Annotated in this window: 1 protein-coding gene; it reads left to right on the forward strand. The window is 70.4% G+C overall.

The genetic code is table 11. The annotated features are described in order from the left end of the window. The first annotated feature begins 5 nt into the window (after positions 1 to 5). On the forward strand, positions 6 to 14,258 hold the full coding sequence (locus STRVI_RS19065) for a type I polyketide synthase (RefSeq protein WP_014057312.1): 14,253 nt from the start codon (positions 6 to 8) through the stop codon (positions 14,256 to 14,258). Positions 14,259 to 14,314 lie beyond the last annotated feature (56 nt).

Here is a 14,314-nt window from a genome sequence, read left to right on the forward strand (position 1 = left end):
TACTGATGGCTACGTCCTCCGAAAGAGTTGTCGAAGCGCTGCGTGCTTCTTTGCGGGAGAACGACCGCCTTAAGCTGCAGAACCAGCGCCTGGTCGCGGCATCGAAAGAGCCCATCGCCATTGTCGGCATGAGTTGCCGCTTCCCCGGAGGCGTGCGCACCCCGGAGCAACTGTGGCGGCTGGTCGCGGATGCCGTCGACGCCATCTCCGGGTTCCCGGAGCACAGGGGCTGGGACACCGAGGTGCTGTACCACCCGGACCCGGACAACCCGGGGACGAGCTACACCCGAGAAGGCGGCTTCATCTACGAGGCCGACCAGTTCGACCCGCAGTTCTTCGGTATGTCTCCCCGTGAGGCTGCGGCGACCGACCCGCAGCAGCGATTGGTCCTGGAAGCGTCGTGGGAGGTGATCGAGCGAACCGGGATCGACCCGCTGTCTCTGCGTGGCAGGCCGGTCGGGGTTTTCGTGGGCACGAACGGCCAGGACTACGCGAGTCATGTCTATGAGGTAGGGGGTGAACTCGACGGCTACCTGACGAATAGTTCGGCCAGTGTGGTGTCGGGCCGCATCTCGTACACCCTCGGTCTCGAGGGGCCTGCGGTGACGCTGGACACGGCGTGTTCGTCGTCGCTGGTGGCGTTGCATCTGGCGGTGCAGGCGTTGCGGCAGGGCGAGTGCGAGCTGGCGCTGGCCGGCGGCGTGACGGTGATGTCGTCGCCGGGTACCTTCGTGGAGTTCAGCCGTCAGCGTGGGCTGGCGCCGGATGGCCGGTGCAAGCCGTTCGCGGACGGGGCGGACGGCACGGGCTGGGGCGAGGGTGTGGGCATGCTGCTGGTGGAGCGGCTGTCGGACGCGCGGCGCAACGGCCACAAGGTGCTGGCCGTCGTCCGGGGCTCGGCGGTGAACCAGGATGGTGCCTCGAACGGCATGACCGCGCCGAACGGTCCGTCGCAGCAGCGGGTGATCCGGCAGGCGCTGGCCAGTGCGGGGCTGTCGGCCGCCGAGGTGGACGCGGTGGAGGCGCACGGTACGGGTACGAAGTTGGGTGACCCGATCGAGGCGCAGGCGCTGCTCGCGACATATGGGCAGGGCCGGCCGGAGGGTCGGCCGCTGTTGCTGGGGGCCATCAAGTCGAATATCGGTCATACGCAGGCCGCGGCGGGTGTGGCTGGTGTGATCAAGATGGTGATGGCGATGCGGCACGGTGTATTGCCGAAGGTGCTGCATGTGGATGAGCCGTCGCGGCAGGTGGACTGGTCGGCGGGTGAGGTGCGGCTGCTGACCGAGACCACCCCGTGGCCGGAGACGGACCGGCCGCGCCGGGCCGGTATCTCTTCCTTCGGCGTGAGTGGCACCAACGCGCACACCATCATCGAGCACGCCCCGGAAGCCGACCGTGATGGACAGCCTGAGGCGATGGGCCCCAAGGCGGGCGAGGGCAAGCGGCCCGCTGTCCTGCCATGGCTGGTGTCCGGCAAGAGCACGGAGGCGCTCGCCGCCCAGGCGGGTCAGCTCCACGCCCATCTGAGCGCCCACTCAGAGCTGGATGTGGCGGATGTCGGCTTCTCCCTGGCCACGACCCGTACGGCTTTCCAGCACCGCGCAGCCCTGGTCGCCGGGGACCGAGACGAATTCCTCCGCGCCCTGGAGGCCCTGACCAACGGCGAAAGTTCCGCTCAGGTCGTTGTTCAGGGCGTAGTACGGAGCGAGGGCACGCTCGCGTTCCTGTTCTCGGGTCAGGGTGCGCAGCGTCTTGGCATGGGGCGGGAGCTGTACGAGACGTTCCCGGTCTTCGCTGACGCGTGGGACGAGGTGTGCGCGCATCTGGACGGTCTGCTGGATCGTCCGTTGCGGGAGGTGGTGTTCGCCGCCGAGGGCAGCGCGGACGCCGACTTGCTGGACCAGACGGCGTTCACGCAGCCCGCGCTGTTCGCGGTCGAGGTGGCGTTGTTCCGGTTGCTGGAGCACTGGGGGGTCACCCCGGATGTGGTGATCGGTCACTCCATCGGTGAGATCGCCGCCGCGCATGTGGCGGGGGTGTTCTCGCTGGAGGACGCCTGCACGCTGGTGGCGGCTCGTGGCCGGTTGATGCAGGGACTGCCCGAGGGTGGGGCGATGGTGGCCATCGAGGCGTCGGAGGAGGAGATCGCTCCGTCGCTGGCCGGGCGTGAGGCCGAGGTGAGCATCGCCGCGGTCAACGGTCCGACGGCCGTGGTCATCGCGGGTGATGAGGCGGTGGCGCTGGAGATCGCCGGGCAGTGGGCGGAGCGGGGCCGCAAGATGCGCCGTCTGCGGGTCAGCCACGCGTTCCACTCGCCGCGTATGGACGCCATGCTGGACGACTTCCGCAAGGTCGTCGACGGGCTGTCGTTCGCCCCGCCCTCCATCGATGTGATCTCCAATGTCACCGGTGGGGTGGCCTCGGACACTGAGGTGTGTTCCCCGGAGTATTGGGTGCGGCACGTGCGGGAGGCGGTGCGCTTCCTGGATGGGGTGCGGGCACTGATGAGGCAGGGTGTGACCACCTTCCTGGAGGTGGGCCCCGATGGCGTACTCTCGGCGATGGCGCAGGACTGTCTGACGGAACGGGCCGAGCCTGCCTCGGCGCCCGTGACCGTGCCGGTGCTGCGCAAGGACCGCTCGGAGGCAGCGGCCCTGATCACGGCGCTGGCACAACTGCATGCGCACGGGGCCGATGTCGCCTGGGCGTCGGCCTTCGACGGCCTCGGGGCCCGCAGGGTCGACCTGCCGACCTACGCGTTCCAGCGTCGGCGCTACTGGATCGAGAAGTCCACCGCCGCGGTCGGCGCAGATGCCGGAGTCCGGGACGAGGTGGACGCGCGGTTCTGGGAGGCGGTGGAGCGCGAGGATCTCCAAGCGCTGGCACACGCGCTGGACTTCGACGACGAGGCGTCGTTGGGCGCGGTGTTGCCGGCTCTGTCGGCGTATCACCGCAGCAGTCGTGATCAGTCGACGATTGACGGCTGGCGTTATCGGGTGTCGTGGAAGCCGGTTCCGGACGCGGCCGAGGGGTCGTTGTCGGGGACGTGGTTGGTGGTGGTTCCGGCGTCCCGTGCCGGGGATGAGCTGGTGTCGCAGGTTGTGGCCGGGCTCGAGCGGCATGGCGCGGGTGTGGTGTCGCTGGTGGCGGATGAGCGGGACCTGGACGCGGGTGTGCTGGCGGCGCGGCTGCGTGAGGCGGTCGCGGAGGTGCCCGAGCTGGATGGTGTGCTGTCGCTGCTGGCTCTGGAGGAGGAGCCCTGCCCGGGGTATCCGGGGCTGTCGGGTGGTTATGCGCTGAGTTTGGTGCTGGCGCAGGCGATGGTTGAGGTGGATGTTCCGGCTCGGTTGTGGTGCGGTACGCGTGGCGCGGTGTCGGTGGGGCGCTGGGATCGGCTTGCCGGGGTGGTGCAGTCGCAGGTGTGGGGTCTGGGGCGGGTTGTGGGGTTGGAGCACTCGGCGGTGTGGGGTGGTCTGGTTGATGTGCCGGAGTCGCTGGATGAGCGTGGTGTGGCGCGGCTGGCTGGTGTGCTGTCGGCCGGGGACGGTGAGGACCAGGTCGCGGTGCGGGGCTCGGGTGTGTTCGCCAGGCGTCTGGTGCGGGCTGACGCGGGTGAGGGAGCGGAGCGGCCGTGGCGGGCGCGCGGCACCGTGCTGGTGACCGGCGGCACGGGTGCACTGGGTAGTCGGGTGGCGCGCTGGGTGGTGCGTCAGGGTGCCGAGCATGTGGTGCTGACCAGCCGCCGTGGTGCTGAGGCGCCGGGCGCCGGCGAGCTGCGGGATGGGCTCGAGGCGCTGGGCGCGCGGGTGACCGTGGTGGCGTGTGATGTGACCGATCGTGAGGCGTTGGCTGGTGTTCTTGCGTCCGTTCCGGAGGAGTTTCCGCTCAGTGCGGTGTTCCATGCGGCGGGTGTTGAGCAGGCGGCTGAGCTTCGGGGGATGAGTCTGTCGGACGCGGCGGCGGTGGTGTCCGGGAAGGCCGCGGGGGCGGCGTGCCTGAATGAGTTGCTGGGTGAGCGTGAGCTGGACGCGTTCGTGGTCTTCTCGTCGATCGCCGGTGTGTGGGGCAGTGGTGGCCAGGCCGCTTACGGTGCGGCCAATGCCTATCTGGACGCGCTGGTGGAGGACCGCCGTGCGCGGGGTCTCGCCGGTACCGCTGTGGCCTGGGGTCCCTGGGCCGAGGGCGGTATGGCAGCAGCGGAGGGGGTGGAATGGGGACTCGCCCGTCGTGGCCTGCTCGCCATGGATCCGGCCTTGGCCCTTGCCGCCTTGCGGGGCGCGATCGCGGGTGACGATGGCGCGGTGACGGTCGCGGATATGGACTGGGAGCGGTTTGCCCCCTCGTTCACCCTGGGGCGACCGAGCCCGTTGATCGGTGACCTCCCCGAGGTCGCGAAGGTCCTTGAGGCCGTGAGTGCGCCCGGCGGGGCAAATACTTCGGCGGGCCTGCGGGAGCGGTTGACCGGGCTGACCGGGGCGGAGACCGACAGGGCCCTGCTCGATCTGGTGCGTGGCCATGTGGCTGCGGTCCTCGGGTTTGCCGGTGGGGAGGTGGTTGAGCCCGATCGTGCGTTCAAGGAGTTGGGTTTCGACTCGCTGACGGCGGTGGAGTTCCGTAACCGGCTGAACGCGGAGACCGGGTTGGTGCTGCCGGCCACGCTGGTCTTCGACTACCCGAGCGCCGCGGTGCTGGCCGGTCATCTGCGTGCCGAGGTGCTGGGGACGCAGGACGCGGTGGCCGTGCCGTCGGCGGTGGCGGTCCCGGTCGATGACGACCTGATCGCGATCGTCGGGATGAGCTGCCGCTTCCCGGGCGGTGTGCGCAGCCCGGAGGAGCTGTGGAACCTCGTGGCGGCCGGTACGGACGCCATCACGGACTTCCCCTCCGACCGTGGCTGGGATGTCGAGGGGATGTACGACCCCGACCCGGAGCGGTCGGGCACGTTCTACGCCCGCGAGGGTGGGTTCCTGGACGGGGCGGGCGAGTTCGACGCGGCGTTCTTCGGGATCTCGCCGCGTGAGGCGCTCGCCATGGATCCGCAGCAGCGGCTGCTGCTGGAGACCTCGTGGGAGGCGTTCGAGCGGGCCGGTATCGACCCGGCGTCCCTGCGCGGCAGCCAGATCGGCGTCTACGTGGGAGCCGCGACCTCCGGCTACGGAATGGGGCTGCAGGAGATTCCCGAGGGGCTGGAAGGGCAGCTGCTGACCGGCAGCGCCACCTCCGTCGTGTCGGGCCGCATCTCCTACACCCTCGGCCTCGAGGGACCCGCGCTGACGGTGGACACCGCGTGCTCGTCGTCGCTGGTGGCCCTGCACCAGGCCGCGCAGGCGGTGCGCCAGGGTGAGTGTGAGATGGCGCTCGCCGGTGGTGTGACGGTGATGGTTTCACCGGACGCCTTCGTGGAGTTCAGCCGTCAGCGTGGTCTTGCCCCTGACGGCCGGTGCAAGCCGTTCGCGGACGCGGCGGACGGCACGGGCTGGTCCGAGGGTGTGGGCATGCTGCTCGTGGAGCGGCTGTCGGATGCCCGGCGCAACGGCCACCAGGTGCTGGCGGTCGTGCGGGGCTCCGCCGTGAACCAGGACGGCGCTTCGAACGGTCTGACGGCCCCCAACGGTCCCTCGCAGCAGCGGGTGATCCGGCAGGCACTGGCGAACGCTCGGCTGTCGGCCTCCGAGGTGGACGCGGCGGAGGCCCACGGCACCGGCACCATGCTCGGTGACCCGATCGAAGCGCAGGCGCTGCTGGCGACGTACGGCAAGGACCGGCCGGAAGGCCGCCCGCTCTGGCTCGGCGCGCTGAAGTCGAACATCGGTCATACGCAGGCCGCAGCGGGTGTGGCTGGTGTGATCAAGATGGTGATGGCGATGCGGCACGGTGTGCTGCCGAAGGTGCTGCACGTGGACGAGCCGTCGCGGCAGGTGGACTGGTCGGTGGGCGAGGTGCGGCTGCTGACGGAGGCCACCGCGTGGCCGGAGACGGGTCAGCCGCGCCGGGCCGGTGTCTCCGCGTTCGGTGTGAGCGGCACCAACGCGCACACCATCATTGAACAGGCCCCGGTGTACGACGAGGCGGTGCGGGACGAGGCTCCCGCCGAGGACCACGGCGTCCTTCCCTGGGCGCTCTCCGCCCGGAGCCCGGAAGCCCTGCGCGCCCAGGCCGAACGGCTGAGGTCGTATCTGATGGAGCGCACCGAACTGGGCGCGCTGGATGTGGGTTACTCATTGGTGGCGACGCGCTCGGCCCTCGAACACCGTGCGGTGGTCACGGCCGCGGATCGCGCGGAACTGCTTCGCGGACTCGAGGCTGTCGCGGCCGGTGAGACCGCCCCGGGAGTGGTCCAGTCCGCCGCGCGCACATCGGGTTCGACGGCGTTCCTGTTCTCGGGTCAGGGTGCGCAGCGCCTGGGCATGGGGCGGGAGTTGTACGAGGCGTTCCCGGTGTTCGCGCGGGCGCTGGACGAGGTGTGCGCGCATCTGGATGTGGTGCTGGACCGGCCGCTGCGCGAGGTGGTGTTCGCGGCGGAGGGGAATGCGGATGCGGAGTTGCTGGATCAGACGGCGTTCACCCAGCCGGCGCTGTTCGCGGTCGAGGTGGCGTTGTTCCGGTTGCTGGAGCACTGGGGTGTCACCCCGGACGTGGTGATCGGTCACTCGATCGGTGAGATCGCGGCCGCGCATGTGGCGGGGGTGTTCTCGCTGGAGGACGCGTGCGCGCTGGTGGCGGCTCGTGGCCGTCTGATGCAGGCGCTGCCCGAGGGCGGCGCCATGGTGGCGGTGCAGGCGTCGGAGGAGGAGATCGTTCCGTTGCTTGCCGGTCGTGAGGCCGAGGTGAGCATCGCCGCTGTCAACGGCCCGACCGCTGTCGTGATCGCCGGTGATGAGGGCGCGGTGCTGGAGCTTACCGCGCAGTGGGCGGAGCAGGGGCGTAAGACGCGTCGGCTGCGGGTGAGCCACGCCTTCCACTCGCCGCGTATGGACGCGATGCTGGACGACTTCCGCAAGGTCGTCGACGGGCTGTCGTTCACCCCGCCCTCGATCGCGCTGGTTTCCAACGTGTCGGGCAAGTCGGCGGGTGCCGAGGTGTGCTCGCCGGAGTACTGGGTGCGGCACGTACGGGAGGCCGTGCGGTTCGCGGATGGAGTACGGGCACTGGAGGCTCAGGGCGTGACCACCTTCCTGGAGGTGGGCCCCGATGGTGTGCTCTCGGCGATGGCACGAGAGTGCCTGACGGCGGAGGAGACATCGGCCTCGGTCGTCGTGCCGGCGCTGCGCAAGGACCGCCCTGAGCCCCAGGCGTTGACGACGGCGCTCGCCGAACTCCACGTCCACGGCGTCACCGCCGACTGGAAACACCTCTTCTCCGGACGCGGCGCGCGGAAGGTCGAGCTGCCCACCTATGCCTTCCAGCGACAGCGCTACTGGCTGGAGAACTCGGGCAGGGCGACAGGCGGCTCCGCCGCCGACAGCGTGGACGCCCGGTTCTGGGAAGCCGTTGAGCGCGAGGACCTGGGCGCGCTGGCCGAGGCGCTGGACATCGACGGGACAGGCTCGCTCGGCGAACTGCTGCCCGCGCTGTCGTCGTACCGTCGGCAGCAGCACGACCGGGCCACGGTCGAGGGCTGGCGTTACCGCGTCTCCTGGAAGCCGGCCCCGGACCTGGCCACCGTCTCTCTTCCGGGGACCTGGTTGCTGGTCGTGCCCGCTGGTCTGGCGAATGGCGACGTCACCACGTCGATCAGCCAGGGGTTCGAGAACCACGGCGCCCGGGTGGTACCGGTGGCGGTGGCCGCGGACGCGGACACCGACGGGCTCGCCCAGGCACTGCTCGGCGCGCTCGACGGCGAGTCCGAGGTCGGCGTGATGTCGCTGCTCGCTCTGGATGAGGAGCCGTACGCCGGGCAGCCGGTGGTCGCGGCGGGACTCGCGCTGACGCTGCGGCTGGTGCAGGCCCTGGCAGGGCTGGACATGGACGTTCGGCTGTGGTGCGCTTCGCGGGGCGCGGTCTCGGTGGGGCGTTCGGACCGGCTCACCAGCCCGGTGCAGGCGGAGGTGTGGGGCCTCGGCCGGGTCGCGGCCCTGGAGCATCCGCGAATGTGGGGTGGACTGGTCGATCTGCCCGAGGTACTCGACGAGCGCGCCGTCGGGCGGCTGGCCGGTGTGCTGTCCGCCGAGGGCGCCGAGGACCAAGCGGCGGTTCGGGGCTCCGGAGTGTTCGTTCCGCGGTTGGTGCGTGTCGTGTCGTCGGGTGGTGGAGCCTGGCGGCCGAGCGGCTCGGTTCTGGTGACCGGAGGTACGGGGGCGTTGGGCGCGCATGTGGCCCGTTGGGTGGTGACCGAGGGCGCGGAGCACGTCGTCCTCACCAGCCGTCGCGGCCTGGCGGCCGACGGTGCGCCCCAGCTGAAGGCGGAACTCGAGGCCATGGGTGCGCTGGTCTCGGTGGTCGCGTGTGATGTGGCGGACCGCGAAGCGCTCGCCGAGGTGCTGGCAGGCATCCCCGAGCGGTTCCCCCTGCGCGGGGTGGTGCACGCGGCCGGTGTGCTGGACGACGGTGTACTGGACGGTCTGTCCGTCGACCGGGTCGCCGGGGTGCTCGGTGTGAAGGTGGAGGGCGCCTGGCATCTGCACGAGCTGACGGCAGATCTGGATCTCGACGCGTTTGTGCTGTTCTCATCGTTCGCCGGCGTCGTGGGCGGCGCCGGCCAAGGGGCTTACGCGGCGGCGAACGCCTACTTGGACGCGCTCGCGGCCCTGCGTCGTGGGGTCGGGCTGGCTGGTACGGCGGTCGCCTGGGGACCATGGGCTGAGGCCGGTATGGCCGCGGAGGGCCGTGCCGAGGAACGGCTGCGGGGCGGCATGGTGTCCCCGATGGCCCCCTCCCTGGCTGTGGCGGCCCTGCGTTGGGCCGTCGGCCATGACGCGGCATCACTCGTCGTCGCGGACGTCGACTGGGAGCGTCTGGCTCCCGGACTGGCCGGGGCCGGCGGTGGAGCTCTCCTCGGTGACATCCCCGAGGTGCGCAAGCACCTGACCACGGTCAACGGCGGTGCCACAACGGAGGCGGCCACATTCGCCGAGACGCTCGTAGGACTCTCGGCGGCCGAGCGGAACCAGGCCGTGCTGGACCTGGTGCGAGGCCACGCGGCCGCCGTACTCGGCCACACCTCGGTGGAGGCGGTCGAGCCCGGCCGGGCCTTCCGCGACCTCGGGTTCGACTCCCTCACCGCGGTCGAGCTGCGCAACCGGCTGGACCTCGCGACGGGGCTGCGTCTCCCGGCCACGCTGGTCTTCGACTATCCGAGCGCCGTCGAACTGGCCGACTACCTGGACGCCGAGGCGTTCGGCACCACCCAGCCGGCCGTGGCCGCGGCCGAGCCGAGGGCCGTCGCCGTGGACAGTGACCCGATCGCGATCGTCGCGATGAGCTGCCACTTCCCCGGGGATGTCCATACCCCGGAGGAGCTGTGGCGGCTGGTCGCCGAGGGCGGCGACGCCATCGCCGAGTTCCCCGCCGACCGCGGTTGGGACCTCGACGGGCTGTACGACCCCGACCCCGAGCGGTTCGGCACGTCCTACGCACGCGAGGGCGGCTTCCTCTACGGCGCCCCGGACTTCGATGCGGGGTTCTTCGGGATCTCGCCGCGCGAGGCGCTGTCCATGGACCCGCAGCAGCGGCTGCTGCTGGAGACGTCGTGGGAGGCGTTCGAGGGGGCCGGTATCGCTCCGGAGTCGCTGCGGGGCACCCGGGCGGGTGTGTTCGTCGGCACGAACGGCCAGGACTACGCCGGGTTGTGGATGGACGCGCAGGGTGAGCTCGAAGGCCACCTGGGCACGGGAAGCGCGGCCAGCGTGGCGTCGGGGCGCATCTCCTACACCTTCGGTCTCGAGGGACCCGCGGTGACGGTGGACACCGCGTGCTCCTCGTCGCTCGTGGCACTCCACATGGCCATGCAGGCGCTGCGCCAGGGCGAGTGTGATCTGGCGTTGGCCGGTGGTGTGTCGGTGATGTCGACACCGGGTGCGTTCGTGGAGTTCAGCCGTCAGCGTGGACTCGCTCCCGACGGTCGGTGCAAGCCGTTCTCCGACGGGGCGGATGGCACCGGGTGGGGCGAGGGCGTCGGCATGCTGCTCGTGGAGCGGCTGTCGGATGCGCGGAAGAACGGTCATCCGGTGCTGGCGATCGTGCGTGGCAGCGCCATCAACCAGGACGGTGCGTCGAACGGCCTGACGGCGCCCAACGGTCCGTCGCAGCAGCGGGTCATCCGGCAGGCGCTGGCCAGTGCCGGGCTATCGGCGGCCGACGTGGACGTGGTGGAGGCGCACGGTACGGGTACGTCGCTGGGTGACCCGATCGAGGCGCAGGCGCTGCTGGCAACCTACGGTCAGGGGCGGCCCGAGGGGCAGCCGCTGTGGCTGGGTGCCATCAAGTCGAACATCGGTCATACGCAGGCGGCCGCCGGTGTCGCCGGGGTCATCAAGATGGTGATGGCCATGCGTGAGGGCGTGTTGCCGAAGATCCTTCACCTGGGTGAGCCGTCGCGGGAGGTCAACTGGTCGGCGGGTGAGGTGCGTCCGCTGACGGAGGCCACCGCGTGGCCGGAGACGGGCCGGCCGCGCCGGGCGGGTGTCTCCTCGTTCGGCCTGAGCGGCACCAACGCGCACACCATCATCGAACAGGCCCCCGCTGTGGCGGAGTCCGAGGTCTCGGACACCGCGACCCCCGGAACGGCCGAGTCGATGGACGTGGTGCCGTGGCTGGTCTCCGGGAAGAGCCCGGAGGCGCTGCGGGCGCAGGCCGAACGGCTGCACGCGCATGTGGCGGCCCGGGCCGACCTCGGGACGCTGGACGTGGGGCACTCGCTGGCAACCCGCTCGGTGTTCGAGCACCGGGCCGTGCTGGTCGGCGGGGACCGGGAAGACCTGCTGCGTGGTCTCGAGGCCGTGGCCGGGCGTGGGATCGCCTCCGGCGTCGTCCAGGGGCAGGCGGTACCGGGCGGCAAGACGGCGTTCCTGTTCTCGGGTCAGGGCGCGCAGCGCCTGGGCATGGGGCGGGAGTTGTACGAGGCGTTCCCGGCGTTCGCGCAGGCGTTGGACGAGGTGTGCGCGCATCTGGATGTGGTGCTGGACCGCCCGCTGCGTGAGGTGGTGTTCGCGGCCGAGGGCAGTGCGGATGCCGAACTGCTGGATCAGACGGCGTTCACCCAGCCCGCGCTGTTCGCCATCGAGGTGGCGCTGTTCCGGCTGCTGGAGCACTTCGGCATCACCCCGGATGTGGTGATCGGCCACTCCATCGGTGAGATCGCGGCCGCGCATGTGGCCGGGGTGTTCTCGCTGGAGGACGCGTGCACGCTGATCGCGGCCCGCGGCCGGCTGATGCAGGCGCTGCCCGAGGGCGGCGCGATGGTCGCCATCCAGGCATCCGAGGAGGAGGTCGCCGCCTCGATCGCCGGCCGCGAGCACGAGATGAGCATCGCGGCGGTCAACGGTCCGTCGGCAGTGGTGATCGCCGGGCATGCGGCCGGGGTCCAGGAGGTGGCGGACACATGGACGGCGAAAGGGGCAAAGACTAGGCGTTTGCGGGTCTCTCATGCGTTTCACTCTTGCCTCATGGACAGTATGTTGGACGCGTTCGGCCACGTGGTCCGTGAGGTCTCTTTTGAGCCGCCGACCATGGCGCTGGTGTCCAATGTCACCGGTGGGCTGGTATCGGAAGCGGAGACGTGTTCTCCGGAGTATTGGGTTCGGCATGTGCGTGAGGCGGTTCGGTTCGCGGATGGGGTACGTTCGCTTGAGGCGTTGGGTGTGACCAGGTTCTTGGAAGTGGGTCCCGATGGTGTGCTCACCGCGATGGTTCAGGACTGCCTCGCGGAAAGCGCCGAAGACACTTCGGCGGAAATGCTGGTTCCTGTGCTGCGCAAGCAGCGCCCCGAAACAGGGGCGTTGGTGACGGCGCTGGCCGAATTGCATGCGCACGGTGGCGCGGTGAACTGGGAATCGGTATTCGCGGACCGCGGTGCGGGCCAGGTGCAGTTGCCCACATACGCGTTCCAGCGCGAGCGGTTCTGGCCGGAGACGTCCGCGGCCGGTGGCGGCCGGGATGCCGGTTCGACCGCCGCGGATTCGGTGGACGCGCGATTCTGGGAGGCGGTCGAGCGCGAGGATCTCGAAGCGCTTGCCGGGGCGCTCGACGTCGACGGCAATACGCCGTTGAGCGCGGTTCTGCCCGCGCTGTCCGCGTATCACCGGAGCAACCGCGAGCAGTCGAGGATCGACGGCTGGCGCTATCGGGTGTCGTGGAAGCCGGTCGCTGACGTGACCGGTGGGTCGTTGCCGGGGACCTGGCTGGCGGTGGTTCCGGCGTCGCGTGCCGAGGACGAGCTGGTGGCAGGCGTTGTCTCCGGGCTCGAGCGGCATGGCGCGGATGTGGTGTCGCTGGTGGTGGATGAGCGGCACCTGGACGCCGGGGTGTTGGGCGAGCGGCTGCGTGAGGTGATCGCCGACGCGCCCGAGCTGGGTGGTGTGTTGTCGCTGCTCGCTCTGGACGAGGAGCCCTGCCCGGAACACCCCGCGCTGTCCGGCGGCATCGCTTCCACGCTGACGCTGGTGCAGGCGCTGGTGGAGGTGGGTGCCGGGGCCCCGCTGTGGTGTGCTTCGCGGGGTGCCGTGTCGGTGGGACGTTCCGACCGGCTCGCCGGCGTGACGCAGTCGCAGGTGTGGGGTCTGGGCCGGGTCGTGGGGCTGGAGCACTCCGAGGTGTGGGGTGGTCTGGTGGATCTGCCCGAGGTGCTGGACGAGCGTGCCGTGAGCCGGTTGGTGGGCGTGCTGTCCGCCGGGGGCGATGAGGACCAGGTCGCCGTGCGCGGTTCGGGAGTGTTCGTCCGGCGCCTGATGAGGGCTGAAGCTGGGGTCGCCGAGGGTGCGGAGCGGTCCTGGCGGGTTGGCGGCTCGGTGCTGGTGACCGGTGGTACGGGCGCGCTGGGCTCGCGGATCGCACGGTGGGCGGTGGGCCAGGGTGCCGAGCATCTGGTGCTGACCAGCCGTCGTGGTCTGGAGGCGCCGGGCGCGTCGGAGTTGCGTGCGGAGCTTGAGGGGCTGGGCGCCCGGGTGACCGTGGCGGCCTGCGATGTAGCCGACCGTGCGCAACTGGCCGCGGTGCTCGACGCCGTCCCGGAGGAGTTCCCGCTGCGGGCCGTCTTCCACGCGGCCGGTGTGGAGCAGGCCGCCGAGCTGGCGGGGATGAGTCTGGCGGACGCGGCGTCGGTGGTATCGGGGAAGGCGGCGGGAGCCGACCATCTGGACGCGCTGCTGGGCGACCGTGAACTCGACGCCTTCGTGGTCTTCTCCTCGATCGCCGGTGTGTGGGGCAGCGGTGGCCAGGCCGCGTACGGGGCGGCCAACGCCTACCTGGACGCGCTGGTGGAGGGCCGCCGCGCCCGGGGTCTTGCCGGTACCGCGGTGGCCTGGGGTCCCTGGGCCGAAGGCGGTATGGCGGCCGGGAGCGGAGGCGAGCAGCTGGCGCGTCGCGGACTGATCAGCATGGCGCCCGACCTGGCGATCGCCGCCTTGCAGGGCGCGATCGTGGGCGACGACGGTGTGGTGACGGTCGCGAACATGGACTGGAAACGATTCGCCCCCGCGTTCACGATGGAGCGGCCGAGCCCGCTCATTGGCGAGCTGCCCGAGGTCGTATCGGTTCTGGAACAGGCCCGTGCCGCCGAAGAAGGCAACGCCGAGGCCGGATCGCGGTTGCGGGAACGGCTCTCCGCACTGGCTCCTGGCGAGCGGGAGCGCGCCGTCCTCGACCTGGTACGCGGTCACGCGGCCGCGGTTCTCGGATTCTCCGGTATGGAAGGCGTGGAATCCGACCGCGCCTTCAAGGAATTGGGATTCGACTCGCTCACGGCGGTAGAATTCCGAAACCGGTTGAACGCGGACACCGGACTCCAGCTGCCGACCACGCTGGTCTTCGACTACCCCAACGCAAGGACTCTCGCAGAACACGTACGAGCGGGCGTACTGCCTGACGAAGGGACATCCGCTACTCCGCTGATCGCGGATCTGGAAAAACTCGAGGCATCACTTTCCACGGCTGAGCCGGACAACGCCGAGCGAATGGCCATCGCATCCCGACTCCAGGTGCTCCTCGCCAAGCTGAACGGTGGCGAGGGCGGGACGTCGGACACTGAGAGCATTACGCAGCGGCTTGACGGGGCGTCGGACGACGATCTCTTCGATTTCATCGAAAACGAGCTCAGCTAAATGTGACCGCCGAGGTGCAGTTCTCTGGCCTCCTTTCATTCTTCAGTCTTCTTTGA

This window comes from Streptomyces violaceusniger Tu 4113 (assembly GCF_000147815.2).
GTDB classification, from domain to species: Bacteria; Actinomycetota; Actinomycetes; order Streptomycetales; family Streptomycetaceae; genus Streptomyces; species Streptomyces violaceusniger_A.

What these genes read in the sequence shown, in the direction of transcription:
- STRVI_RS19065 (WP_014057312.1), top strand. Translation starts at nt 6, where the DNA reads ATGGCTACGTCCTCCGAAAGAGTTGTCGAAGCGCTGCGTGCTTCTTTG.